General features: G+C 41.6%; 25 protein-coding genes and 1 pseudogene. 11 read left to right on the forward strand and 15 right to left on the reverse strand.

From position 1 onward, the window contains the following. Positions 1-1,044 precede the first annotated feature (1,044 nt). The 4 genes from thiD (at position 1,045) to V7K15_RS23675 (ending at position 3,523) form a co-directional block, all read left to right on the forward strand. Positions 1,045-1,866, forward strand: coding sequence for a bifunctional hydroxymethylpyrimidine kinase/phosphomethylpyrimidine kinase (gene thiD / locus V7K15_RS23660; protein ID WP_334909378.1), 822 nt, complete (start codon positions 1,045-1,047; stop codon positions 1,864-1,866). Positions 1,867-1,947: 81 nt separating this feature from the next. Next, positions 1,948-2,157: a hypothetical protein gene (locus tag V7K15_RS23665; RefSeq protein ID WP_334909379.1), complete on the forward strand. Its 210-nt coding sequence runs from the start codon at positions 1,948-1,950 to the stop codon at positions 2,155-2,157. Positions 2,158-2,217: 60 nt separating this feature from the next. Continuing rightward, a complete protein-coding gene (locus tag V7K15_RS23670) occupies positions 2,218-2,826 on the forward strand; it encodes a cell division protein ZapB (RefSeq protein ID WP_334909380.1) in 609 nt (202 codons plus the stop codon). A gap of 358 nt (positions 2,827-3,184) precedes the next feature. Further along, positions 3,185-3,523 (forward strand): P-II family nitrogen regulator, encoded by a 339-nt coding sequence (locus V7K15_RS23675; RefSeq protein WP_334909382.1) that lies wholly within the window; start codon positions 3,185-3,187, stop codon positions 3,521-3,523. A gap of 112 nt (positions 3,524-3,635) precedes the next feature. On the opposite strand, the gene rdgB is transcribed toward V7K15_RS23675, so the two are convergent. The 10 genes and pseudogenes from rdgB to V7K15_RS23725 all read right to left on the reverse strand — a co-directional run bounded on the left by rdgB (position 3,636) and on the right by V7K15_RS23725 (position 15,539). Further along, the gene (gene rdgB, locus V7K15_RS23680; RefSeq protein ID WP_334909384.1) at positions 3,636-4,214 is read right to left on the reverse strand and encodes an RdgB/HAM1 family non-canonical purine NTP pyrophosphatase; all 579 of its coding nucleotides are present in this window, start codon (positions 4,212-4,214) and stop codon (positions 3,636-3,638) included. Between the two features lie 79 nt (positions 4,215-4,293). Next, positions 4,294-5,730, reverse strand: a complete 1,437-nt coding sequence (locus V7K15_RS23685) for a phosphoglucomutase/phosphomannomutase family protein (RefSeq protein ID WP_334909386.1) — start codon at positions 5,728-5,730, stop codon at positions 4,294-4,296. A 130-nt stretch (positions 5,731-5,860) separates the two neighbouring features. Further along, positions 5,861-6,460, reverse strand: a complete 600-nt coding sequence (locus V7K15_RS23690) for a hypothetical protein (RefSeq protein ID WP_334909388.1) — start codon at positions 6,458-6,460, stop codon at positions 5,861-5,863. A gap of 53 nt (positions 6,461-6,513) precedes the next feature. Next, positions 6,514-10,905 carry a tetratricopeptide repeat protein gene (locus tag V7K15_RS23695; RefSeq protein ID WP_334909390.1) on the reverse strand — a complete coding sequence of 1,464 codons (4,392 nt, stop codon included), beginning with the start codon at positions 10,903-10,905 and terminating at the stop codon, positions 6,514-6,516. Between the two features lie 321 nt (positions 10,906-11,226). Next, positions 11,227-11,790 (reverse strand): hypothetical protein, encoded by a 564-nt coding sequence (locus V7K15_RS23700; protein ID WP_334909392.1) that lies wholly within the window; start codon positions 11,788-11,790, stop codon positions 11,227-11,229. A gap of 88 nt (positions 11,791-11,878) precedes the next feature. Then, positions 11,879-12,241, reverse strand: a pseudogene (locus tag V7K15_RS23705) (P-loop NTPase fold protein); the annotation flags it as partial. 66 nt (positions 12,242-12,307) lie between these two features. Further along, on the reverse strand, positions 12,308-12,655 hold the full coding sequence (locus tag V7K15_RS23710) for a hypothetical protein (protein ID WP_334909394.1): 348 nt from the start codon (positions 12,653-12,655) through the stop codon (positions 12,308-12,310). A gap of 393 nt (positions 12,656-13,048) precedes the next feature. After that, positions 13,049-13,528, reverse strand: a complete 480-nt coding sequence (locus V7K15_RS23715) for a plasmid segregation centromere-binding protein ParR (protein ID WP_334909396.1) — start codon at positions 13,526-13,528, stop codon at positions 13,049-13,051. A 5-nt stretch (positions 13,529-13,533) separates the two neighbouring features. After that, positions 13,534-14,679: a ParM/StbA family protein gene (locus V7K15_RS23720; protein WP_334909399.1), complete on the reverse strand. Its 1,146-nt coding sequence runs from the start codon at positions 14,677-14,679 to the stop codon at positions 13,534-13,536. Between the two features lie 236 nt (positions 14,680-14,915). Next, positions 14,916-15,539, reverse strand: a complete 624-nt coding sequence (locus tag V7K15_RS23725; RefSeq protein WP_334909523.1) for a DedA family protein — start codon at positions 15,537-15,539, stop codon at positions 14,916-14,918. A 422-nt stretch (positions 15,540-15,961) separates the two neighbouring features. On the opposite strand from V7K15_RS23725, the gene V7K15_RS23730 reads away from it, so the two are divergent. The 5 genes from V7K15_RS23730 (at position 15,962) to V7K15_RS23755 (ending at position 19,149) form a co-directional block, all read left to right on the forward strand. Then, positions 15,962-16,084, forward strand: a complete 123-nt coding sequence (locus tag V7K15_RS23730; protein ID WP_334909401.1) for a hypothetical protein — start codon at positions 15,962-15,964, stop codon at positions 16,082-16,084. A gap of 902 nt (positions 16,085-16,986) precedes the next feature. Then, a complete protein-coding gene (locus tag V7K15_RS23740; protein WP_334909403.1) occupies positions 16,987-17,481 on the forward strand; it encodes a hypothetical protein in 495 nt (164 codons plus the stop codon). Further along, positions 17,478-17,711 carry a hypothetical protein gene (locus V7K15_RS23745; RefSeq protein WP_334909405.1) on the forward strand — a complete coding sequence of 78 codons (234 nt, stop codon included), beginning with the start codon at positions 17,478-17,480 and terminating at the stop codon, positions 17,709-17,711. The genes V7K15_RS23740 and V7K15_RS23745 overlap by 4 nt, the downstream gene beginning before the upstream one ends. Before the next feature lie 147 nt (positions 17,712-17,858). Continuing rightward, positions 17,859-18,506 carry a pentapeptide repeat-containing protein gene (locus V7K15_RS23750; RefSeq protein ID WP_334909407.1) on the forward strand — a complete coding sequence of 216 codons (648 nt, stop codon included), beginning with the start codon at positions 17,859-17,861 and terminating at the stop codon, positions 18,504-18,506. Positions 18,507-18,789: 283 nt separating this feature from the next. Then, positions 18,790-19,149: a cupin domain-containing protein gene (locus V7K15_RS23755; protein ID WP_334909409.1), complete on the forward strand. Its 360-nt coding sequence runs from the start codon at positions 18,790-18,792 to the stop codon at positions 19,147-19,149. Between the two features lie 69 nt (positions 19,150-19,218). Here V7K15_RS23755 and V7K15_RS23760 read toward each other — a convergent pair whose 3' ends face one another. The 3 genes from V7K15_RS23760 to V7K15_RS23770 all read right to left on the reverse strand — a co-directional run bounded on the left by V7K15_RS23760 (position 19,219) and on the right by V7K15_RS23770 (position 22,258). Beyond that, complete coding sequence (locus V7K15_RS23760; protein WP_334909411.1) at positions 19,219-19,758, reverse strand: hypothetical protein; 540 nt, start codon at positions 19,756-19,758, stop codon at positions 19,219-19,221. A gap of 213 nt (positions 19,759-19,971) precedes the next feature. Then, a complete protein-coding gene (locus V7K15_RS23765) occupies positions 19,972-20,778 on the reverse strand; it encodes an inositol monophosphatase family protein (protein ID WP_334909413.1) in 807 nt (268 codons plus the stop codon). Between the two features lie 46 nt (positions 20,779-20,824). Next, on the reverse strand, positions 20,825-22,258 hold the full coding sequence (locus V7K15_RS23770; protein ID WP_334909415.1) for a BCD family MFS transporter: 1,434 nt from the start codon (positions 22,256-22,258) through the stop codon (positions 20,825-20,827). 306 nt (positions 22,259-22,564) lie between these two features. Between V7K15_RS23770 and V7K15_RS23775 the strand changes: the two genes are divergently transcribed. Then, on the forward strand, positions 22,565-23,362 hold the full coding sequence (locus V7K15_RS23775; RefSeq protein ID WP_334909417.1) for an Rpn family recombination-promoting nuclease/putative transposase: 798 nt from the start codon (positions 22,565-22,567) through the stop codon (positions 23,360-23,362). Positions 23,363-23,515: 153 nt separating this feature from the next. Here the strand turns inward: V7K15_RS23775 and V7K15_RS23780 are convergent, their stop codons facing one another. Together V7K15_RS23780 and V7K15_RS23785 are read right to left on the reverse strand one after the other, a co-directional pair. Further along, positions 23,516-23,809: a hypothetical protein gene (locus V7K15_RS23780; protein WP_334909419.1), complete on the reverse strand. Its 294-nt coding sequence runs from the start codon at positions 23,807-23,809 to the stop codon at positions 23,516-23,518. 37 nt (positions 23,810-23,846) lie between these two features. Then, a complete protein-coding gene (locus tag V7K15_RS23785) occupies positions 23,847-23,990 on the reverse strand; it encodes a hypothetical protein (protein ID WP_334909421.1) in 144 nt (47 codons plus the stop codon). Between the two features lie 32 nt (positions 23,991-24,022). On the opposite strand from V7K15_RS23785, the gene V7K15_RS23790 reads away from it, so the two are divergent. Beyond that, complete coding sequence (locus V7K15_RS23790; protein ID WP_334909423.1) at positions 24,023-24,781, forward strand: DEAD/DEAH box helicase family protein; 759 nt, start codon at positions 24,023-24,025, stop codon at positions 24,779-24,781. The last annotated feature ends 3 nt before the right edge of the window (positions 24,782-24,784 follow it).

Genomic DNA, 24,784 nt, shown 5'->3' on the forward strand with positions numbered 1-24,784 from the left:
ATTTCTCTGGACTTTTCAGGACAGTCACAGTTATCCGAGCGCGACTTGAAATCGCATCGGTTGTAGAAAGGCTGTTGTCAAACTGAAAAATTTTTTTCCTGTTCAACCGTTGATGGTTAAACTAGGGATATCAATACTGTTAATCGTCAGGGTTTTGTTGAGAGTGATCGGACGATTAGTGCATAGATACTTCGCCTCCGGGCTTGTCGTCAGATATCGTCTGATTAACAAGGCTGGATGGAGTCGAATTGAATCGTATCTTCATCTGTAGCAACCGCGTAGGAGTAGCCCGTCGTAGACATCGCTGCTCTTTGCGAGCTAGGTTTCCTATCTGCTATATTCGATACGATGATCATATTTGGCATAGGAATTCCTCTGAACTTTATCCGTTGTCTTAGGTCAGGAGGTTGCAAAATCGGTATGGTAAAATGCACCCTTGGCTAATAACTGGGGACTTAAAGTTACAGTGGTAAAAGTTAAATTGGTTGAAACTTGAGTAGGTTGACCCCTTAAGTTAAGGGAACTAATGTAAGAACTTAGTCGAACCTGTTGTAAGCGGTGTGACTCAGCCTTGTGGACTTATGTATTAAAACTAGCCTTTACAAATGGTACTTGATATCAGCAAATACGCTGAATCTAGTTATTATTTTTACAAAAAAAGAGATAATTTTACGCAAGTAACGTGGTGAGTGCTGTTAATTTCCAGAGTGATATGGGGATGGAGGGCGCTTTGTGCGAGGATTTGATAAAGTTTCTCTAAATATTTTTAAAGAAGCAATGCCTTCTCTACCAAACGCCATCAGCCGAACTTCTCCCTTGGCGTAGCGTCTGGTAGACAAGGGAAGCCACGGGGGGTTCTAAGAGTTGTAGCAAGTAGCGTGAGACGCTAAAGGCGAACGGTGACTGGGCACTTTTAAGTCAGGTTGCCGTAAATGTTTGTCGTTATGATCAGGCAGGAGGTAGGACGGAAGAGGGTTTTAGCCTAGTTGATCAATCTTTGAGATAGTTTGGTTTGATTGCCCCGACTTACTTAATCTTTATAATATGAACACTGAAATAAACTTCAGAATACCTGTTGCTTTAACCATTGCTGGTTCAGATAGCGGTGGCGGTGCAGGAATTCAAGCTGATTTACGCACCTTTGCTTTTCACTGTGTCCACGGTACTAGCGCTATAACCTGTGTCACGGCACAAAACACTCTCGGAGTGAAGAGGGTTGATGCCATGCCAACAGAGGCTGTTGTAGCGCAAATTCAGGCAGTAGTTGAGGATATTGGTGTACAAGCTGCCAAAACGGGAATGTTGCTTAATCAGGAAATTATCTTTGCTGTTGCCCAGCAGGTGGAAGCTTTACAAATCGATAATCTAGTAGTTGATCCAGTAATGGTGTCACGTACAGGAGCACAATTGATTGATGATGATGCTGTGAAGACTCTGTGCCATGCCCTGATTCCCAAGGCGGTTATTATCACGCCGAATCGCTACGAAGCCGAGATTTTGAGCGGTTTACAAATTAATTCCTTGGAGGATATGCAAGCTGCTGCTGAAATTATTCACAAAAGTTTAAGGACAAAGGCTGTTTTAGTCAAGGGCGGAGGTATGCAGGGAGATTTGCGTGGCGTTGATATCTGGTTTAATGGGGACAAGTTAGAAGTTTTGACTACAAAACAAGTAGAGACAAAAAATACCCACGGTACTGGTTGTACACTATCGGCTGCGATCGCTGCTAATCTGGCTAAGGGGAAAGACTTGTGGCAGGCGGTGCAACAGGCAAAAGAATATGTGACTACTGCACTCACTTACGCCCTAGATATTGGCCAAGGGCAAGGTCCCGTGGGGCACTTCTTCCCATTGTTACAAAATTAACCTTTTGTGATCAAGGGGATTGGGAACTGGGGCATGGTATGGGGGCAGAGGGAGCAAGGGAGGTAGAGGAGAAATCATTAAATGTCCAATACCCAATGCCCAATCCTTGATAATAAATCTTTGCCGTTTTGGCATTTTTCTATTATTCTTGGGCATAGTTTCAGGGCTAACCGAAAAATAAAAGGATACAAGCCTCTAAATTTATTTATGGGGATTATTAATTTTGAATTTGGAGCATACCCTTTTGAGGAAACAAGCTACGCGCAGCCTCTCCTTAGAGAAGCGACGTGACTATCTCTGTTAGCATCTCTGTACGATCTAATTACCTTGATTTTTAATACCAAGCCCCCGATGCGAACAACCATAGGTTCTGTTCACAGGAATTCACCAACACCGACTACTCAAGCCTACCCTCCCTCTGTACCACTATCTGTATACAGGGAATTGTCAACAGAGTTGCAAGCAGCACAGGCGAGGCTAAATGCACTCACCACCCAAAATCAGCAATTAGCACAAGAAAATCAACTATTACGCCAAGAAATTACCAAAGTCGTTGAGTCTTTTTCTCACTTGCAAAATTTTGTTAATTCCCATACTATACCTAGTTATCACCAAGTCCCCCAAGCTTCTGGCGACTTTAAAAGTGCTGCCAAACAGCCAGTAAGACAAGCGCCTCCACGTCAGCAGGTTTCTCGTTCGCATCCACCTGTTGTCCCCAAAGCCCCACCCGAAAAAAGCCGCCGCCAAGACTTTTCTAGACCTGTAATGGAAATAAATTTCCCGATACCAGAACCAGTTTTTATAGAAGAGCAACAAGTAAGTTATTATTCCACTACTCAACCAGATGCCAAGGGACTCAATGGCTGGTGGTTAATTATTACTATCTTGTTAATCATGCTGACTGCCTTTAGTGCTGGATATTTCGTTGTGCGTCCCTTGTTTGAACATCAGAAACGTTAGTTGACACTCCCACAGTCAGCAACAGCAGGCTTTCAGGCTACTGTGAAATTTGTCTGTAATCACTCTCTAAATATCCGAACAAATCTGCTAAATGGCGGAGTTGATCTATTTTTAGGTTATAAAAGCTACATAAAATGCTAAATTGATAGCAACTTCTTTATGTTAAAACCTTAAAGATTATCCAATTAATAAATCCTGGCTGGTTCTCATGTCCTAAACCCTCAAGCAAAGCATTTAGACTTTAAAAAAAGTGGTAATTATTACATATCTTTTAGGAAAAGCACTGCTAGTTACAGCTTCAGACAACGGATCTGGTTAGATATATAAACGAAGCTAGTAGAAGTCAGGAGTCAAGAAGATGAAAAAAGTAGAAGCTATTATCCGACCATTTAAGCTAGATGAGGTGAAAATTGCCTTAGTTAACGCTGGTATTGTTGGCATGACTGTTTCTGAAGTTCGAGGGTTCGGACGGCAGAAAGGACAAACTGAACGGTATCGCGGTTCTGAATACACGGTTGAGTTTCTGCAAAAACTCAAAGTGGAAATCGTAGTTGATGATGAGCAGGTTGATATGGTGGTGGATAAAGTTATTGCAGCTGCCCGCACTGGTGAAATCGGCGATGGTAAAATTTTCATCTCGCCTGTTGAGCAAGTGATTCGGATTCGCACCGGGGAAAAGAACACAGAAGCAGTTTAAAAAAGTTATGAGTTAAGAGTTAAAAGTTGTGAGTCAGGAATAATGAATGAGGATTTAGCAGAATTCCTAACTCCTAACTTCTGTAGAGACGCGATTAATCGCGTCTCAACTCCTAACTCCTAACTCTCTCCAGTTGTGCAAGTAAAGCTGTAAAAGCCTTGCCTCGATGACTAATTGACCCCTTCAACTCCCGTGTCATCTGAGCAAAGGTCAATTGCAACTCTTGCACATAAAAAATTGGGTCGTAGCCGAAACCACTATCACCACGAGGTGTATGGAGAATTTCACCGCGACAAATACCTTCAGATTCTAATACGATCGCACCATCAGGACGAGCGATCGCTACTGCACAAACAAATTGAGCTTGCCGATTGACTTCGTTATCTAATTCTCTCAATACCCTAGCAATGCGTTCTGAGTCCGTTTTGGCGTAACGTGCAGAATACACCCCTGGTGCGCCATTTAGGGCATCTACTTGCAAACCCGAATCATCAGCAATCGCCCAGTTTCCTGTGGCTTTAGCAATTTGTGACGCTTTCAGACAAGCGTTGGCGGCAAAAGTTTCGCCCGTCTCTTCAATTTCCAATTCTTCAGGTTTGAGGGTTAATTCCCAACCAGAATTTTCCAGGTAAGCTTGCATTTCTCGCAACTTACCTGGATTTCCTGTGGCTACTACAAGTAATTTGGTCATTGGTCATTGGTCATTGGTCATTAGTCATTAGTCATTAGTCATTTACTAAGGACAAAGGACTAATGACTAATAATTAATTTTACTCCGCCCAGTGTTTCGCCCAAGCAAGAGTTTGATGTACTTGCTCAATTGTCGGGGCTTCGCAGTAGAGGCGTAAAACTGGCTCAGTACCGCTAAACCGAATCATTAACCAGCTTTTATCAGCGAGGCGGTATTTGTAGCCGTCAATTGTCTGGCAATCAATTACAGCTTTCCCAGCAATTTCTGTTAAAGGTTGGCTTTGCAGTTGTTGCAAAAGACGCGATCGCACTTCCATACTTGCTAAGGGTAAATCAATGCGATCATAAGCTGAGGTAAACCCTGTCTGCTTCTGCAACTGGCGATAATATTCACCTAAATCCAAACCAGATTCTACAATTGCCTCTAACACATACAATGCTGACAGCAGGGCATCACGTTCGGGAATATGGCTGCCGTAACCAATTCCTCCCGACTCCTCCCCACCCAGCAACACTTTTGCTACTAACATTCTGTCAGCGATGTATTTATAACCAACTGCTGTCTCAAAGACTGAGAGGTTATGTAATGCTGCTACAAGGGGCATTAAGTCGGAACCACTAACGGTTTTGACTATTTCACCAGTAAAGCCGCGCCGTAGGGTTAAATGGTCGATTAATATCGGGATTAATACTTGGGAACTTAGGAAATTTGCTTCTCCATCCACAGCTGCAATGCGATCGCAGTCTCCATCAAATACTAACCCCACCGTTAAACCTGATTTATCGGTTTCTCGGTGAGCTTTGATGACTTCAAATAGCTTTGAAAGGTATTTAGGCAAGGGTTCCGGCGCACCGCCACCAAATAGGGGATCGCGTTCTGAGTTGATTTCTTTGACCTGATTGCCTAGTAGTCTCGCCAATCCGCCAGCAGCAGCGCCATGCATGACATCGGCAAATAAAGTCAATTTACCAGATGCGATCGCTTCTCGAATTTTGACGATATCAACTTTACCCTCTAGTGCTTGGGTATAACTAGGCCAAGGATCGAATTTCTCTTGCTTACCTGGGGTAGCTGCTAGTGGTACTCCAACCGACAACTGCGCTTCTATCTCTTTTGTGACTTCTGGCGGCACTGAGCCACCAAAACAACCCTTGACTTTTAATCCTAAATATGCTCCCGGATTATGGCTGGCCGTAATTACCAGCGCCCCTAAAGCATTCAGTTCTTTTGCTGCCCAACTATAAGCTGGGGTTGGGGCATAATCCTCGCTCAGAAGTACATCAAATCCAATAGCGGTGACAGTATCGGCAACAGCACGAGCAAAGTCTTCGGCCATGAATCGGCGATCGTAACCGACTATAATTGTGCGGCTACCCACCGTAGAATAATATGTATCATATAATACTTTTGCGGCAACTGGCGCGACCAGGGCTAGGCGTTCAAAGGTGAACTCGTCACCAATAACGCCCCGCCAGCCGTCTGTACCAAACTTGATTGAGTTAGCTACAACTGGCATCTAGGTATCCTAACTGTCTACTTGAGGATTTTAGCATTCCTACAGTGTATAAAGTAAAAAAAGAATCTAGTAATAATATTCGGCTGTTTCAACACAAAAGTGAGCAGACTTGTTTATGTAGGGGTGAATTCTAATCGCTAGGTATTCCAGTATTATCCAGATTTGAATGCATTAGCTGCTCTACCTCAGCAGCTTTTTCGCTTAAATCAAGCTCTCTGTAGATTTGTAGACTTTCAGTGAAAAATTGGGTAGCAGTTACCTTATTACGTGATTGATGATGTTGGGAGCGGTTCAAGTATATTTCGCCCAAGAGTTTACGAGATAAAGCTTCTAGTTCTCGGCGATTGTACTCCTGAAAAACTTGGAGGAATTCTTGGGCTAGTTCTTCGGCTCTGTCAAGATTTTTTAAGATGCTGACTTCCAGATAAGCACGAGCGATATCAAGAGCTTCATCTGCTCGATTTACTATCTGCCCCAGTTCGGCAAGATATGTCAAGCCAGTATTAGAATATTCTTCAAATTGGGCAATTTGTTCTTGCGTTAACGAGTCGTCAATAGACAACAGGCGTAAGCGTTCTGACCAGATTAAGCTAAAGATAATGTAGTCGTAAGCAAGATTTTTTTTATAGTCTCCTGTAGTATTTATTTGGATAGCTTGACGCATATTTTGTTCAGCTTGCGCCAGTAATTCAAAAGCTACTACTGTATCTGGAGTATTTTTTGCTAACAAACGTTGACTGTTACCAAGTTGCCTACAGCGTCTAGCTGCACTCTCATCATGGCCTAACTGCTGATGGAGATTTCGACTTTGCTGTAATACTCAATCGCCTTCATGTAATCCTTTAAATTGCGGTAGCAACTAGCGATCCAAGATAGTTGATTAGCTACATTCTCCTCTAGACCTAATTGCTCATAGAGGTCACGGCTTTGTTGGAAATAGGCGATCGCTTGTTCATATTTGCCCCATGCTTGATATATTCTTCCTAGTTGATTGTAGCCATCTGCTACATTTGTTTGGTCGTCCAGTTGTTGACGGATTGCTAAATCCTTGAGTTCATATTCGAGTGCCTGCTCATATTTGCCCCAATCTCGATAGCAACTAGCCAGCCAGTACCACATAGTTGCTACATTCTTCTCTTGACCCAATTGCTCATAAAGTTCACGGCTTTGTTGGTAGTGGGCGATCGCTTGTTCGTATTTGCCCCATGCTTGATAGATGTGACCTAACTGCCAGTAGGCAAGAGCTAGTCGGGGTTGCTCATCCAACTGCTGGCGGATTGCCAATTCTTTTTGCTCATACTCTAATGCCTGTTCATATTTACCCCATTTCCGATAGCAATTAGCCAACCAATAACACTGGCTTGCGACATCCTTCTCTTTACCTAATTGCTCATAGAGTTCACGGCTTTGTTGAAAATAGGCGATCGCTTCTTCATATTTGCCCCAAGCTTGATAAATTCGACCTAGTTGATTGTAGCCATCCGCTACATTTATTTGGTCATCTAACTGCTGCCGAATTGCCAAATCCTTTTGCTCACAGTCTACAGCTTTCTGATATTTACCCCAATCACGATAGCAACTAGCTAGCCGATACCACAAGTTAGCCACATTCTTCTCTAAACCCAATTGCTCATAGAGATCACGGCTTTGTTGGTAGTGGGTGATCGCTTGTTCATATTTACCCCAAACTTGATAGATTCGACCTAGTTGAAAGTAGGCACTAGCTATATCTGGTTCGTCTTCTAAGCGTTGACGTTGTACCAAGCACTTTTGCTGACACTTAAATGCTTGTTCATACTTACCCCATTCTCGATAGCAATCACCCAACCACTCCCACATAGTTGCTACAATCTCCTCTTGACCCAATTGCTCATAGAGATCACAGCTTTGTTGGTAGTAGGCGATCGCTTGTTCATATTTGCCCCATGCTTGATATATACGTCCTAGCTGATAATGAGCAAGAGCTATTCTGGTTTGGTCATCTAACTGCTGGCGAATTGCCAAATCCTTTTGCTCACACTCTACGGCTTCCTGATATTTACCCCAATCACGATAACAACCTGCTAAGTTGTACCACTGGTTAGCTATATCTTTCTCTTTACCTAATTGCTCATAGAGATCACAGCTTTGTTGGTAGTAGGCGATCGCTTGTTCGTACTTGCCCCAACTTTGATAAATGCGACCTAGCTGATAGTATCCTAAAGCTACATCTGATTGGTTTTCTAACTTCTGCCGTTTTGCTAGACACTGTTGCTGAAATTCAACCGCCTGTTCATATTTTCCCCATTCTCGATAGCAATTACCTAACCAATACAATTGGTTTGCTACATTCTTATCTAAACTCAATTGTTGATAGAGATCACGGCTTTGTTGGTGGTGGGCGATCGCTTGTTCATACTTACCCCACTCTTGATAAGTTTTACCTATATTCCACAGATCATTTGCTTCATCTTCAGACTTCTGACGTTCTCTGTCTATATTCAACGCTTGCTGGAAGCATTCTAGTGACTGCTCGTATTTGGTGTGTAAGCGGTAACAAACACCCCAATTTTTCCAGAACAGCCGAAAAGGTGATGGATGAAGATATAAAGCTAGTTTTCCGTAGCATTCTTGATAATAATCAATTGCTTGATCAAATTTATCTTGTTCCTGATAACAAGTTGCAATTGACCAAGCTATATAAGCACTGTGCCTGACATTTGGCTGAACATTGATTTCTTCTAGAAGCTCAATAGCTTTTGTATATTTATCTGTACGAATATAAGATATTCCCGTGAGTAAGTTTAATGAAATTTGAGAGTCTTGATCGCTACCATAATTTTCCCGACTATTTTCTAAAGCAGGTGTCATTTCTTCACCTACTTCTTTAACCAACTCTCTAAGACTACAAAATATATTAGGCTCTAGCTGATTAACAATATCAATGACACAACTAACTAATCCTGCCCCTGATTCACCACAAGCAACATAAAGAATAGCTATCTGTGCTTTTACCCGTATCTCTTCAGTAAGTATCGAGTCATTAGCAAATTCTTTCAGTAGTGCGAAAACTTCACCTTTCTGATTAAACAGTTCAATTTGGCGTAACAGCCTTAATAGTTGTTTAGTTGTATCATCCTCAAAGTCTGTATCTAAACTCAGATAGGTAATAACCAATTTTTGAATTAGCTTTTTCCGAGGACTGCTATTAATCTCAACTTGAGTTAAAACCTCACCAGCAAATAATAAATCTTTCAACTGTAATTCCGACTGCTTACAGTTAGTAGTTGATTCCTCTTGCAAACCTGACCAGATGATAATCGCATCCTGCGAAGATGCATTTTTTATTTTTAACTTACCACCTTGAATTACAGGTTTATAAGTCTCAATATTACTGAAAAACTGCTCAACTAGCTTATTAACCTGTTTAGGAGAATAAATTCCGTAATAGCCTAAAGCCAGTAGAATCGGCTCATTCCAACGCGGCTCATGCAAATGTTTACGGATGATTTCTAAAATATCGCTTACTTCATTGTCAGCGATATAACGTGCAGCAAAATACTCCTCAAATGTCAGGTGCATAAAGCCGTAGACTCCTGGCGCACGTTCCACAAATAGACCTGTGGTTTCCCGCACTTTTCGTAAAAACTCCTGCACGGCTAGCTGTACTAAGTCTGATTCCAGGTCAGTATCATTTAGTTCTGCTAGCTTTGCTGCTAACTGTTGTTCAACTTCTGCCTCAGTCACTAAACCAGAGGGCTTCTCCTCATGCATCCAGTAAGCCAGTGGTGCTAAAAATGCCACTACTTCATTTTGGTTCAGCAGCACTTTCGGAGCATCTGGCAACTTCTTACCTAGCTGCCAATCTTCGGTCAAGGTTTGCACAGCCAATTCATAAAGTTTCACCCGGCGGTTAGGTAGGCGCTCACCATTGCGGTGAATCAGTGCCAAAATTGTCAACAGTAGAGGGTTCGCAGTCAAGCGTTTTACACCCTCATTGTCTTTAATTGCCTCTAAAATTTTCCTTGCTTGGTCATCTCCGGCTTTTTGCCATTGCGCCTCATTAGCCTCTGGCTGCTGCGCTCGTTCTATCACCAAACACCAGCGTTCTAGGAATTTTTCTACCTGTTCGCCACCCATATCTTCAATAGTGAACTCAGCAAAACGGCTGCTCAGTTTCACATCGCGGTAGCCAGCTATCCGGCTGGTAATGACAAACTTATTAGTAGAGAAAGCATTGACAAACTGATCAATTCTTTCCACAATCAGCCTGCGGCTTTCTTGTTCAAATACCTCATCTAGCCCATCCAGCAGCATTAAGCACTGCCCTTGGTGCATTTTTTCTAATAGTAGGGTCGCCATCTCAGTTCCCGCTTCAGCTTCATCTTGAAAGTCAGCCTCCCACTGGCGGTAAAATTGGCGCAAATAGTCCAGCAGACTTAACTCAGGTTCTTGTTGAAGTCGTTCTGCATAGTCGGCAATGCGAAAGAAAATTGGCAACAGAGCTTTACCCAATTCTTCTTGGGGTTCGCCACCTATTACTGTTTCATTGCCATCACGTTTTGCTGTGGCAAAATGTAGCGCTAGATAACGCAGTAGCGTTGTCTTTCCCGCACCTGGAGCGCCGAGAATCACGCAGTGTTGGTTCTCCCGTACTGCATGGGATAAATCAATTCTTTGTGTTACTGTTTTGGTGCTAGTGGCAGGTATTGAACTTAGTAAAACTGGTTCATAATAGGAAGGTTCATCTAAATCGTAAGGGCTAGAGATGCTCATGCTCAACCTATGTTCAGCTTTGCGAAATGTAGTCATCTCTTGGTCTAGTTTCGATGTTTCAGTAATCTGCTGTCGCCTGACTGCTTGTAGTGAAACATAAATTTGATCCAGAAAAATATCCACTTGGCGCTGGACTTGCATCACGCCACTGATTTTGAGATAGGAATTCTCAGCTATCAACCACTCCAGATAAGGATAAAATAGGGGATTTACGGGTGGACGTGCTTCAAATTTCACCAACTTACCCCGCCAATCCCAGAAATCAGGCGCACGGTTACGAAACTCTTCTAAAAATTCCTCTTTATTCAGCCAAAAAATTATGCTCAATTCCCGACCAAATAGCGAATCTCTCCCTAAATTCAACTGCTTCATCTCTTGTTTCAGGCGTGATGTAGGCAGTTGATCAATTCCAAAGGCCATTATCAATTTGCGTTTATTTTGAGAATTATCCTGCCCAGTTTCATCTAAAGTGTAGAGAAAATTATATAGGGAATTATCACTGTAAAAAAAGTTTTTAGGTTCATTAAAAGTATAATCACGATCTGATAAAAGTAACTTGATTTCCTCGACTACCGGATGTTGTGGACTACTCTCCGGTGCAATAGCAAAAATTGTCGTTGTCCCACTAGATAATTCTAAGAAACTAACTAATTTCTTTAGCTATTTTGCGTCATTTGCACTTATAGAATCGTTAGAAGCCATTGTTCTTGATGAATAATTGCTGATTGCAAGAGAAAATAATTATTGAAGTTTGGGAGAGTTAGCAGCTTGCCAACGTTGTAAATCTTCTAATAGAATAGGGTTCACATCAAACCAGGATTTTTTGCTGCGATCGCAATAACCTAATACAAATTTGTTTTGCAAAAGCTCGTCACAAATCACAAACTGACCTTTATTAGGCAAACTATGGGTATTAGTAGTTAAGCAACCTATGCGGTGAACCTTATCTAGTTCGGGGAAATGGTAATCACTCAAGTTGTATTCTCTGCGTATTTCTTGCACAGCCTCTTTAGCAACATCTAAGTCTACATATATCAAATCTAGTCTTAAAGAAACTTCACAAGCTGTACGAGCTAGTCGTATCAAATCACGCATCACACCGCCACTTTTCTGAGAAATTAGTTCTAGCGCATCTGGATTAAATAAACCCTTATAAGCAACACCCAAACTTGCTAAACGCTTATGAATTACACTATTAAGAATGTCTCTCCCAAATTTATTAGGAATTGTAGTAGGACATAAATTTTCATCGCACTCAAATACTGGTGCATTAGTTAAATCTAAGCATTTTTGAAAGCTTTCCATTGGTTGACGAAAGCTTGGAGAATACCTGAGTGAAATGGGAATCGCATATATAATATGGCAACTTATACCAATTCTGTATGAAGATGCGTCAAATTATATGAGTAACGAACCACAAAGGGCGCAAAGGACACAAAGAAAGAAAGAATAAGCCAAGAAAATTTGGCGCAGCCTCACAAAGAAATGGTATTAGCTCAGTCAGCAGTGGACTAGCGAACATTTCCAACGCTGTAACTTGATCGTGTCGGTCAAGACCATCTACAATCACCAGTAACTTCTGCTTGTTTCTTTTCTCGGCAGCTTCTATAATGGCATTAACTCGCTCAATGATTTTACTAAGCTGCGGACGAATATTGAGAGTTGTAGTAACTTTTTTAGTTAGACCTTGTTTAAGAATCAAACCTAGTTTTTTGATAATTTCTGGAAGTTCAAGACCACTATTTTCAGCGTCTTCATCTTGATAAACTACAGTTTTTAGACTTTCGAGTAAATCATTTAATAAATCGTCTTTTAAACGCCACTATCGTTGAATAACTTTTTCAAAAATTTGAATTCCAATTAGGACTACAACCTCAGCATAGCCAATGTTGTACTGGTCGAGAGCAGTTACAGTATCAATCCAAATTACTGTATACTTGCTGTTAAAATGTTGTTCTAATCGCCGCAATTCTGTAGTTTTGCCACCGCCCCTGTGACCTGCTAGTAAAAATTTAGCTGGGTCGTCTTCCATATCTAAGAAAGTGATTAAATTCTCTACAGGACTGTTAGCTCGCTTGACATAAAAATTTCTCAGTTCTTCAGGTGTAGTAAGTGGTTCCTCTGGCTTAAAAAGCTGATAAGCAGGCTTCCAAAAACTAATATTACTCATAGTGAAAAATGTAAACTGACCTCAAAGGGTGTTTTGAATTACACTGATTTATCTCAGTATAACTGGGTGATTTGCTGCTGTAGATTCCTAGAAGTGAAAAACTTTATACTATAGTCTTAAATAATACTTTATCCCCCTTTGATCTCACACTAAAAATTGATGTGCGATCGCTCGTTTTAGATAACTTGATTAGCTGCATCTATGCATCTACGTAAAACGGGTTCCCGAACCTGAGTGCGTCTCCTTGGCGCAGCCTCTCGTAGAGAAGGGTAGTGGCTCGTTGCCAAATATTATATCTATACAAAATATATATAAACATTAATAATCCTTAATAGTATTAACTATTAAGGATTGTTGAGAGGAGCAAAATCTGCTCACAAACCTGATTGTTTCTTAAAAATCATCCAGAAACTGACTAAGGCGACTGATTAAGGGGTCAACCTCTTGAGGAGGGGTAGCAACAGTATAAGAAGTATTATTTACTACTTCTAATCGAGATGGAGACTGAATAATTGATCGATCATTGATTATGAGCGCCAGTTGTGCAACTTGTTGAGAAAGTTGCAGTAGATGGTTTTCCATCGCCTCCAAACGATTAGATCCCTTAGCAAAAGAACGTTCCTCAAGTCCAGCCACTTGACGTTGCAGTTCACCAATTTGTTGTTCAATCGGTGTTATTGCTGCTGTTTGTGGAGCAGGTCGTACAGATTCCGGTACACATAAAGATTGCCACAAGGCTTCTTTACAGAGGTCACTGAAAGTCTTGTCTGGTTGTTTTTCCAAATAACTTTCTACTTGCGCTAACAAGCTTTCATCAGCAAGCTCTGGGTTGAACGTGACGGATTTAACTACCTTTTTTGACCATTGGAACATCAGCTTTATGCCCTAGCAGCGCGATTTGAGGATAATTGTGCCTCTCCATAAATATACTGCCCCAAAGCATTCGCTTGTCGGGAAGGTGCTGCTAAATGAGCATTAATCTTTGCTTCTTTGAGCAGACGTTGAACGTCGTCCCAGAAGAACTCACCACCCCCTCCAGTCAGAATCACATCAGTGACGCGTTCTGGCAACCAGGCTAGCACACGGCTACAGATTTCACGAGAAAACATCTCCGTGAGGTTAGGAAGAAAATCATCTAGGTTGGTGGGCTTGCTAGCACCTTTAGGACGGTAATAGCGTTCACCTCTGGGTTTGTTCACCGCAGAAATCAGCGCTAGAGATTGACTATCTGCTCCCTCGATTTCGGCGGACACCAATTCATAAAACTTATTCATCCCGAAGTCTTCGCTCTTAGAAGCACCTCTGGCAAAACGGAAGTTATCTACCATCAAAAGATCGACGGTTTGATGTCCAATATCGACGATCGCTACCGATATTTTTGTAAAATCGGGACTGCCAGGGCTTTTCTTTGGTTGAGCTTCAGACCATAGTAGGCTGCCGTAACCCTCTGGCATTACCCATACTTTGCTGACGTTCAGCGAGATAGATTCGCCTCGGAAGTTCAACACATGAGGGCCACCTACTTGGCTAATCAACTGTGCTTTTTCCTTTTCAAATTGCTCTAAGGAAAGAAAAGGCAGACCCAGTACGACTGAAATATCATTTTTGAGTTTGAAGTAGCCAGCACTTGCTAACACTTTTACCAGTGCCGCCTCTACCTTAGATTGGCCGACTCCTAAATTTGCCCCAAAATCTGCTGCTAGTTGACCAACAGCATATCCATTTCCTTGATACTCCAGCCACAAATCCATTAAGGGGTCAGTAGCCCTGGCTTCAAAAACACCGCCGCGTACTTGTTCTATTGACATCTGCTTCACGTTGGCAGGTACGAACACCACATTGTTGGGTTCCCGACTCACACAAGTTTTTGTGGAAGTTCTGCCTAAATCAACACTGAGAATAGTTTTTCCACCTGCGACTGGGATGGTAGGAGTCACAGCATTGATGGGAGTCGATGCTGAGACTCTATTCATCGGTATAGCGGCGGCATTCATTGGGGTAGCGGCGGAAGGTTGGTCTGTCATGAAAGCTCCTAATTCAAACTTAACTGTAAAAAGTTGTCATGCTGATCTTACAAAAATACGAGCAACCAGAAATTCTAGGTTGGGTCAAGTGTAGCTAGAAATACGCCAAAAATTAATTCCGGCGATACATCTGGTGGATGCGAACATACATCTAGTATTATTTGGCATAGTGTAGGCGAATTTTGGCCAGATGTAACCCCTGCTTTCACTACTTTCAAACCAAAAGCGGCCGTGTTTCATCTTCTAGTACTTCTTAACTGGCGCTTGAATATCCAGAAAACAAATGCCAAAATCAAACCCCCAAGTACGATTTTGGATACAGGAGCAAGGTACTTGTCCACAAGTTCATACTGACTACCCAACGCGTATCCTGAGTATGTTAGCAAACCCACCCAAGCAGCGCTACCTAATGTTGTGTAAAACAAAAATGGTAGCAAGTGCATATTGCTGATACCTGCGGGAACAGAAATCAAGGTACGGATTCCGGGTACAAGACGACCAATTAATACTGCTTTTCTACCTTGTCGGTCAAACCACTCTTTGGCCTTGGTGATATCTTTACTAGATATAGCCAGCCATTTGCCATACTTATCAGCCCAAGCTTTCAAACGGGTTTCGCCTAAAAACTTACCCGGATAATACCAAATAAGTGCGCCCAATACAGAACCCAAAAGTCCTGCGAAAAACACACCAATGATATTCAGCTTTGCCCCTCCTGGTTGATATGGACTTGCTGTAAATCCAGCCAGTGGCATGATCAATTCTGAAGGAATGGGGGGAAAGAGGTTCTCTAGGAACATTAGTAGGGCGATTCCCCAATAGCCAAAATAGTTGATAGTATTAGTTATCCATTCAAGCATTGAGTTCATTTCTGAAATTGCTGGACTAGTCTTGTTACTAAATTCAGCCTTAGCTTTTTTAAAAGGTAATTATCCCCGCTTGCTAGAGTCAAGGTAACTTGGCTGCACTAAAAGTTGGCATCGCAACTCAGAATAGGTTTTGTTCTCTAATTTTTTAGATCCCCCTTAGCCGATTTTTTAAAAGAACTAGGGAGGATCTAAAAATTTGATGGCAAATTTTAAAATACACTTCAACGGGGAATCAGTGCAAGTGAATTAATACAGGGCTTACGTATTGAAAATCTGAAACCTCGATCCCCCCTAAAAATGGGGGGATCTATAAAAGCCCCCTTTTTAAGAGGGTTGGGGGATCTATTGTGCGTAAGTCCTAAATAGAGGAATAGGGACGGCGAATAAATTCGCTTTCCTGCTAGCCCCCATAAATGAATTTAGTTGCTCTGCCCACCGTTGCTATTTTGGTCAAGAAGGCGATCGCTATTTGTCCTGATGCTCAAAATAAATCTTTTGACTCAGATATTCAACAGAAGCGATGCCTAGGGCGGTAAACTACGCTCTCAACTAGAGATTTAAGCAGCACAAAAAATCGGGGCAGGTTTAAAACCCGCCCTGATCGCTTCTGATATATTGCGCCCAAGGGCTGTTGCTATAGGCTTTAAACTATCAACTAAATGCACCATATCTTTTAAAGAAAGTGCTTGACGAACATCACAAACAGATTTTTCTGTCGATTCACTCCCGGTGAACCACCTTAAACCAAAAATAAAACTAGGAATTTGTGTTAAGCATTTGTGGGGCTTTTGCTGGAAAACTTAAGAATTATACCTATGTCTGGTAAGATTACCAGGAAGAGTAGGCGGTGTCAACACCCCCACAAACCATAAAAAAGCGATAGACTCAGTAGAACTGTGGAAGTCAAGACTAGTACAGTTTGGCGTAAATAAACCACCGATTCCAAATCAATACTTCTCTACCAGACGCTGCGCCAACGGCAAGCTCAGAAACCAGGAAACCCTTACGCTGTATACCTATTTGAATTTGAAATTTGGAATTACGCCTGGCGTTAGTAGTTACTTGTTTGCCTAAAGGAAGAAAGTGGCTTGTGATTAGATATCACCATAGTTATATAAGTTTACAAATATTGTTGTGTCATGACTAATGAGTAGTGTAATTGATTAAAAATCAATAGTGAAAAATCTAAAAATTCCGAATATGGCCATTCTTTAATGAATAGAATACAGTCAACTCAAGGTAATCAGAGAGAACTCTAAATGGTGGCTTCCGTCCCTCAGAAGTTCAAAGAGCCAGGATTAAGAAATTAAAATTATAATTCTCCTGACTTGTCAGATCACCTTACGAAAATTGATTGCAGACAATTGAGAATCGCCATAGATTATTCTTACCCAAGTCCTCATGACCAGATAAACTTTTTAGGATCATCGGTTTCATTATGCTCAGTTCCAAAATCTTAGCCCAATCTTTCGACTATTATGGAGTTTACCCCTGCCCAGTCTGTCGGATAGGTAAGATTTCTCATATGCCATTGATGGAAGCTATGGCTTGTGACTTTTGCCAGGAAATTTTTACAGTCAACTTAGAACGACAGCAAATCAAGATGCCTTCTAGGCAACCACCCTTAAGTTGGCGTTGGAATGGGTTTAGTTGGACAGAAGGCCAGTTGGAAGGTGTGGAATTATGTTGGGGTTATGGACTAGCAGCAGCAATTTTTGTAATTCTTCCTACTACTCTAATTGGCATAGTAGCTTACTATTTTCCTGCTAATCTCAAGGAACCGATTACTTGGATGCCATATATTTGGACGATATTAACTTTCTTATCACATTTAGCAATTATTGTTTGGATTTTTATTGAAGTCTATCAGATTCCACTTGGAGCATATTTGAGAGCGATCGCTCGATGGAGAAATGGGGAAATAGGGAGATGAGGGAGAAATCAATTCAAAATTCACGCATTCAAAATTCACGCATTGTTCGCGTAGTCACTGAGCAGTTCGACAGGTCTTACCCTGAGCTTGCCGTTGGCGTAGCCTCTCGTAGAGAAGGGATCACTGTGCCACCTTGCCGTACCACTTCTCTACGAGACGCTCCGCGTAGCTTGTCCTCCGCAGGAGTACGTGGAAGCAAGCTACGTGCAGCGTCTGGTAGAGAAGAATAAAGACTGGGAGAGATGTAGCTTTCGTTTCCCGTCGGGTGGGAGATGAGCGAGTCAGAGAAATCAATGCCCAATGACTAATAACAAATGATGCAGCGAATAGATGGCTCCATCACTGATAATTAAGTTGATTGTCCATTAAAATATCGTATGAGCGATCTGGAGCGGTACTATAGAGTTTTGGAATTAGAGCCTGGGGCAACACTTGAGGAAGTGAACCAGGCTTACAAAGATTTAGTTTTTGTTTGGCATCCCGATCGCATTCCCAAAGACAATCTCCGTTTACAGCAGAAAGCACAAGACAAGCTCAAAGCCATAAATGAAGCTCGTGAAAAGTTGCGCTCTTTAAAAATCAAACATCAAACTATACTTAGTTCACCGCCACCTCAAGAAGAAAAACCATCTCAAACAACCCAGAAACCACCAAAGCAAAACTCAGACTTGAGTGGCAAAGACTACAGTCGGGCAAATTTGAGCAATAAAGACTTATCTGGCAGAAATCTGAGTTATGCCAATTTGAGTGGTGCTAATCTCAGTGATACTTTTATGCACAAAGTCAACCTCAGAGGTGCGAATTTATCGGAAGCAAATTTATTTCGGGCAAACTTACTTTTAGCGGATCTCAGGGAGGCGAATTTACGTGGTGCTAATTTGATTGGAGCTGATCTCAGTGGCACTGACTTGCGCGGAGCTGACTTGACGGGAGCGCGGATTCGCTCTGGCGAACGCCTTCTAGTTAAACTAATTGGTGCTAACTTAGCTGGGGCAATTATGCCTGATGGTGCAATTTATCAATAACTGAGGTTGCGCCATCACAATTCTTTAATTATGAATTATGAATTAATAATTATTTGGTCAACTTCAGCCCAAACCCCCTTTAAATTTTCGTTCGGGCTAGAAATTCTCCTGATTACGGTTCTGCCATAAGTGAATACTGATGATTATTGGTGGCAGCCCAATATAGGCATTCATATATTTGGTAATCTTTGTATGGTAATCTTTGTATATTAGAAAATGAAGTCAGGAAAGTAGGCTTATACTTCTATAGTGAGATTGAAAACCTCAAATCAAAAATTGATTCATGCTAATTCAAAAACTTCAAGACTGTCCAGAATTTATCGCAGGAGATAACACCATTCTGCGAGAACTTCTACATCCAGATAAGCAACCTCTGTCATTGCGCTATAGTTTGGCTCATGCAACACTGCCAATAGGAAAAACCTCTCAACCCCACTCGCTCTCTACCTCAGAAGTCTATTATATTCTCAGTGGCACGGGAGAAATGCACATTGATGATGAAACCCAGATAGTTCAGCCGGGAGACGCTGTGTATATTCCTCCTAATACACGGCAATTTATTTCTAACTCTGGTATCGAACCTCTGATATTTATTTGTATTGTTGATCCAGCGTGGCGGAAAGAAGATGAAACAGTTTATTAAAAACCAGTTACAGTCATAGTCTCAAAGTAACCGAAAAAAATCTCAACATTTTTGAACAATTACTCACTTTCAGTCGTCAATTTTACTTAACCAAGTAACCAAGTCATCTGAATCAAGTGATATCTCACTTCCTAAGGTTTTGATATACAGAAGTCCGTTACTAATAATTAAATCTCGGATTGGATACCATGAATCTCGTGTTCTAATCAAAAGTTCCAACGGAATTCCTGGTATTAAATTATACTTGCGATATTTCCACCAAGCTCGCCATAGAAGTACAGATTTAGTACAGTGCATCTGATAGCCTTTGGGAACTTTGCAGTATTGACACTGATAGAAACCGCGACTATCTACTTCTCCTTTGAGGAGATAACCATATTCTGCTAATGCCTCATTTATCAATTCCCACTGGGATGATTTTCGATAAATCAAGAATTCAGATAGCGTGTTAGATAGTTGAACGGTGGCAATTACGCCTTCAGATTTCGCTGTTAGTTGGTTGGTATTATACACTGTTTGCGCTGTCAAAGAATGATTTGACAACAAAACTTCTTTTTTCTGGATAGAGTTTTGCACAAACTCTCTAATTAAATCTAGATTAGATAACATAAAATTCTTCATACTAACTTAACCAGTGTAACCTAAGCTATATTAATACTTAAACTATTAACTACACTAGTCTTGCACTTATACCAGGGTTATTACTAGCTTTATTTATACTCAATTCTTTGTTTGACTAGAGTTTTGTTAAGTTTAATATCGATATGCCGCCTCCACTAGGCTGGTGAGAAAATTACTGTTTCCAGGCAGCAGAGCGGCAAATTAAATTTTTACGTCTTCAAGAAAAGGTTGAAATACCGGAACTAATTCCGGACGACTGACAACAAGGGTGGGAAAAGAGCGATCGCTATAATCTTCTCCTGGTGACAATGGAAACGGTTCTGACTTGGGCGATAACCAAACACCACCAGCCGCTTGGACGATTACCCAAGCCCCCGCTAAGTCCCAAACTTTTGGTGTCGCCTCAATCCCACCGAGAGTAGCCCCAGTAGCAACCATCAAAAAGTTATAGCTAGCCACACCCAACATCCGAATTTTGCAGGGAAAGCCGTTTTGGATGACTGCGGTGCTACGGGAACAGAGGTTAAAAAAGTGATTATTGCTGGGACTATCAGTACTGGTGTGGATGGGGTGGTGATTGAGAAATGCTCCTGTTGGTGTTGTTAAACCAGATGAACCTGCCCAGAAACCATGAAAAGCTTGATTTAAGGTTGGTGCATAAACATAACCAAAAATCGGTGTGCCTCGATACAGTAAACCCAGAGATATTGTCCAGATGGGAATGCCGCGTGTGAAGTTGGTTGTACCATCCAGAGGGTCAATTACCCAGCACCACTCAGTACCGGGAAATGACTGTTCGCTCTCTTCGCTCAAAATGCCGTAACCAAAAAAATTAGAAGCGATCGCATCCCGAATTTCCTGATCTGCCCATTTATCTGCTTGCGTCACCAAACTACCATCAGCTTTTTGCGAAGCCTGTACTTGCCCAAAATCTTGCATTAGCTGCTTGCCGACTCTGGTAGTCGTAGTTTGGGCAAAATCAAGAATTGTTGTCCAAAAATCATTCATTGGTTAATTGTCATTTGTCATTGGTCATTGGTCATTTGCCCCATGTTTAGTCTAAATCGCTTTCTAAAACTGAAGCAATCGCTTGCTTTGTACTTGTTTGAAATTCTGCCACATTCACCCGATTCAGAAACCATATCGACACCACCATTCCTACAGCTTCTAGAGCAAATACCAGTCCATAGGCTAACTCTAGGCTAGGTAGCAGCTTGCGTCCAATATCCAAAATGCCACCGCCTGCCACTACCGCCACTCCCCTAGCCATAGCTTGCGCTAGTCCCCATGCGCCAATAAACGTACCTGCGCTTTCGGCAACTGTGAGATCCAACATCAAGCTAATTGCTGCCGTAGTTAAGAAACCAGTGGCTAAACCGAACAATACCAAACCTAACTTCAGGAAGGATGGATTAGCAGTGAATCCTGATATTCCTAGCAATACAGAACAGAATGCTACCAATATACAGCCCAAGCGTGCAGTTTTGCGCTTACCCAAACGCGGCACAATGTAAAAGCCAGTAACGCCGTAGGCAATCAGTATACCAATTCCGTAAAAAACATTCAGTTTGGTACTTTCTGCTAAGGGCATTTTAAACACTTGACCCGCATAAGGTTCTAAAATTGGGTCTTGCATAAACAAGCTGATAGTCATTACCACTAAAAAGGTGAAAAATATACCTGTTTGTGGACTCGCTGTCAAGATTTTCCAAGCATTGCCCAGAGTAATGCTATCTTCCCGGTTTACGACTGTGGAACGGCTTAAGTATTGGGAGTATTTTTTTTCTACGCCTAATGTTGCTGCGATCGCTAAACCAAATACAATTGCTGGGACGATAGTAAACAGCCTATTGATCGCCGCCTGCAAGGTTGCGGTTGTTGCTTCTGGCGTTAATTGCTTCAACAAGCTAGCACTAATAATTGCCCCAACAATAATCCCCACCATTAGCATCGACCAAACCACACCTACCACTTTGGAACGGTTATCTTCTTCAGATATATCCACCAACAAAGCAGCAAAGGCAGTACCGCTAGCACAAATTCCTAGACCGTATATAGCAAAAACTAAAGCCAAAAGTGCTGTCCAGCCGATTGTTTGGGTTGTCCATGTCCAACCACCTGCACTACTTGCGGCATTATTGAGTTGCCACATTACTTGTACAGCTAAAAAAGCTGCGATCGCAAATATTGCTGCGCCTACCCAAACATAAGCCGTGCGATGGTATCCCCATAACGGCTTGGCATCGGAAATCTGGCCGAACCAGACACGCGAAGGAGCAACAAATAAGGGCAGTGCTAGAACTACTGATACCAGTGTCGCCGGAATTGCTATTTCTTGAATCATGACTCTGTTGAGTACCCCCAGAGTCAAAATGGACATCATGCTCAACCCCATCTGAAATAAACCCAGCCGGAACATCGTCAGCAGGTTTACCTTTGGCAGAGATAGGGATTTTGTTTTGGTATCAAATACTTCACCGCTTGCCATAGCTACTTTTTCGTATAGTTTATCGGATTTAATCTCTCTCTTTAAATAAAGATAAACCCTACCCGCTCCAAATCAGCGAACGAAAAGTGGAACTTGCGATGGCTTCTCTTCTCTACGAGAGGCTGCGCCAACGAGACGCTACGCGAACACCCGCCACAGGCATCGCAGTTATTTAGCAAGCAGTTATACACCTCGATTAGCGTATGCTTCAGCCAAGTTAGGATTAATCTTTATGGTTTGGTTGTAATCCGCGATGTCTACGACGGGCTACGCCTACAGATAACGAGACAATTTTAGGATGAAGTAGTGAAACGAGACTCCATTTACTATCAAATTTTTAAGCGCTTTCCTGGGTTACTCTTTGAACTAGTTGATAATCCTCCTCTGCAAGGGCAAAACTATCGATTTGAATCACTTGAAGTCAAAGAAACCGCTTTTCGCATCGATGGTGTGTTTTTACCGCCAGAGGATGCAACATCCAGGGTGATCTTTTTTGCTGAAGTTCAATTCCAAAAAGATGAAGCTCTTTACCATCGGTTCTTTACCGAGTCGATGATGTACCTGAACAGGAATCGTTCTCAGTACGATGACTGGTACTGTGTGGTAATTTTTTCATCACGCTCTTTGGAACCAAGCGATAAAAAAACTCATCGAATATTTCTCAACAGCGACCAAGTGCAGCGAATCTATTTAGATGAGTTAGGCGCGACTAATCAGCAGCCAATAGGTATCAACTTGATGCAGTTGACTCTAGCATCGGATGAAGTGATGGCACAGCAAGCTCGTCTATTGATTGAGCGGGTAAAATTAGAGTCAACGGACACACTGCCGAAAAACGAAATATTAGACATCATAACCACAATTGCCGTTTATAAGTTTTCTTCGTTGAGTAGAGAGGAAGTTGAAGCTATGCTGGGATTGACTTTGGAGCAAACAAGGGTTTATCAGGAAGCGAAAGCCGAGGGTCGAGAAGAACGGGAAGTTGAAATGTTGAAACTTACCGTGCCTCTGTTACTAAAAACAGGGATGAGTGTGGAGCAGATTGCTCAACACCTCAATGTTGATATAGAAGCTGTCCAGCTTGCAGCACAGTCAAGTACATAGAATGGACATTTAATTAATTACTAATTCGTAATTCGTAATTTTTGGGTTTAATTCCGCAACTCTATTCAGATGCACTCGCCTTTGTGTATACGTGGCTTTGTTTCAGTCGGGGTCTAAATCGCCGTCTGAAACAGTCTCTTGCCTGAAGTCCAACTATATATATAGTCCCGTGTATCGCTGTGCCGTCCTGAGCAATGTACCACCAATTGCATAAACGGCATCAAAACCAATTCTTTCTCCCCAAAGTGCTGCATCAGTTTGCTTGGATCGTAATCGAAGACTCGTTTCGACTAAATCATCACCGATTTCGTAATCTCCTGTTTCAACATTAATCGAGATAATTTTGCCAATGTTCTCTTTTGTCTCAACTTTGGCACGGATACTTCTTTCATAGAGTTCCTTTCCACGTCGGGCGACTTCTTGGCTACTGAGCGTCGGGTGGGACATAAATAAATCCCCTGTTTCAGCTGCTAGATTCTTCGCTTCATTGTAAAGCATCGCGCCAAAATGTTACATGGCCATTAATAGCAGCTAACTGAAATAGTTGCTTACTTCTGCTTTTACTGCTAATACTGGTGTCATAGTTGGCGATCGCCATATAGATGTAAGATATATCATTGACATCCAACCATCTCAAATTTTACTAAGGTTATCAGGGATATGGAACAAATATTAAACGAATACTGTAAACAAATTAATCCTGGACTGCTGCTCCTGAGTAGGCCAACTGGTTCTGGTAAAACATACACTGTTCTCAATTTTATCTATTCTAATTACGAGGAATTTGCTGCTCAAAAAAGGAAAATACTGTTTATTACCAACCTTAAGAAAAATCTGCCACATTACGAACTTAAAGAACGTTTTATTGCTGACGGAAAGGAAGATGAATTTGACAAGTATGTTCTTTTTATTAATTCTAATATTGACACAGTTATTAAACAGTTACTCGCAATTGATGATAAAATTCCCGATCAATTCAAGACAGAAAGTTATAAGAAATTAAAGTCTCATATCAAAGTACTCCAAGAACGTCAACTTCCCAAAGAAGTTAAAGATAGCTGGGAAACAGAAATTCGCAAAAATATTGAGCCAAAATTCCGAAAAACTATTATAGAAGCATTAAAGAATAATTTTAAAACAAAAAAAGACCGCCTTTCAGCTATAAAGAATGATCAAAAATATCAATGGATTGGAAAATTATATCCCGCAGTATTTACAGATGAGAAAACTGTTTTTTTCCTTAGTATAGATAAGTTCATTGCTAAAAATACGACACTTGTTGAGAATTCATATTATTTTAATGAACGCTTTATTGATAAAGCACTTATTTTTATTGATGAGTTTGATACTACCAAAGAAGCTGTACTCAACAATATCATCAAATCCGGCTTACAGCATCGAGTGGATCTTCTTGATTGATTC

Origin of the sequence: Nostoc sp., assembly GCF_036919815.1 — a bacterium.
Classification (GTDB): Bacteria; Cyanobacteriota; Cyanobacteriia; order Cyanobacteriales; family Nostocaceae; genus Nostoc.

Excerpts from the sequence above, each read along its gene's own strand:
- V7K15_RS23770 (WP_334909415.1), bottom strand. The coding sequence starts at position 22,258 with ATGGCAAGCGGTGAAGTATTTGATACCAAAACAAAATCCCTATCTCTG.
- V7K15_RS23760 (WP_334909411.1), bottom strand. The coding sequence starts at position 19,758 with ATGTTATCTAATCTAGATTTAATTAGAGAGTTTGTGCAAAACTCTATC.
- V7K15_RS23790 (WP_334909423.1), top strand. The coding sequence starts at position 24,023 with ATGGAACAAATATTAAACGAATACTGTAAACAAATTAATCCTGGACTG.
- V7K15_RS23685 (WP_334909386.1), bottom strand. The coding sequence starts at position 5,730 with ATGCCAGTTGTAGCTAACTCAATCAAGTTTGGTACAGACGGCTGGCGG.
- V7K15_RS23700 (WP_334909392.1), bottom strand. The coding sequence starts at position 11,790 with ATGGAAAGCTTTCAAAAATGCTTAGATTTAACTAATGCACCAGTATTT.
- V7K15_RS23720 (WP_334909399.1), bottom strand. The coding sequence starts at position 14,679 with ATGACAGACCAACCTTCCGCCGCTACCCCAATGAATGCCGCCGCTATA.
- V7K15_RS23665 (WP_334909379.1), top strand. The coding sequence starts at position 1,948 with ATGTCCAATACCCAATGCCCAATCCTTGATAATAAATCTTTGCCGTTT.
- V7K15_RS23740 (WP_334909403.1), top strand. The coding sequence starts at position 16,987 with ATGCTCAGTTCCAAAATCTTAGCCCAATCTTTCGACTATTATGGAGTT.
- V7K15_RS23710 (WP_334909394.1), bottom strand. The coding sequence starts at position 12,655 with ATGAGTAATATTAGTTTTTGGAAGCCTGCTTATCAGCTTTTTAAGCCA.
- V7K15_RS23725 (WP_334909523.1), bottom strand. The coding sequence starts at position 15,539 with ATGCTTGAATGGATAACTAATACTATCAACTATTTTGGCTATTGGGGA.
- V7K15_RS23780 (WP_334909419.1), bottom strand. The coding sequence starts at position 23,809 with ATGTCCCACCCGACGCTCAGTAGCCAAGAAGTCGCCCGACGTGGAAAG.
- thiD (WP_334909378.1), top strand. The coding sequence starts at position 1,045 with ATGAACACTGAAATAAACTTCAGAATACCTGTTGCTTTAACCATTGCT.
- V7K15_RS23765 (WP_334909413.1), bottom strand. The coding sequence starts at position 20,778 with ATGAATGATTTTTGGACAACAATTCTTGATTTTGCCCAAACTACGACT.
- V7K15_RS23670 (WP_334909380.1), top strand. The coding sequence starts at position 2,218 with ATGCGAACAACCATAGGTTCTGTTCACAGGAATTCACCAACACCGACT.
- V7K15_RS23750 (WP_334909407.1), top strand. The coding sequence starts at position 17,859 with ATGAGCGATCTGGAGCGGTACTATAGAGTTTTGGAATTAGAGCCTGGG.
- V7K15_RS23730 (WP_334909401.1), top strand. The coding sequence starts at position 15,962 with ATGAATTTAGTTGCTCTGCCCACCGTTGCTATTTTGGTCAAGAAGGCG.
- V7K15_RS23695 (WP_334909390.1), bottom strand. The coding sequence starts at position 10,905 with ATGGCCTTTGGAATTGATCAACTGCCTACATCACGCCTGAAACAAGAG.
- V7K15_RS23715 (WP_334909396.1), bottom strand. The coding sequence starts at position 13,528 with ATGTTCCAATGGTCAAAAAAGGTAGTTAAATCCGTCACGTTCAACCCA.
- V7K15_RS23675 (WP_334909382.1), top strand. The coding sequence starts at position 3,185 with ATGAAAAAAGTAGAAGCTATTATCCGACCATTTAAGCTAGATGAGGTG.
- V7K15_RS23745 (WP_334909405.1), top strand. The coding sequence starts at position 17,478 with ATGAGGGAGAAATCAATTCAAAATTCACGCATTCAAAATTCACGCATT.
- rdgB (WP_334909384.1), bottom strand. The coding sequence starts at position 4,214 with ATGACCAAATTACTTGTAGTAGCCACAGGAAATCCAGGTAAGTTGCGA.
- V7K15_RS23755 (WP_334909409.1), top strand. The coding sequence starts at position 18,790 with ATGCTAATTCAAAAACTTCAAGACTGTCCAGAATTTATCGCAGGAGAT.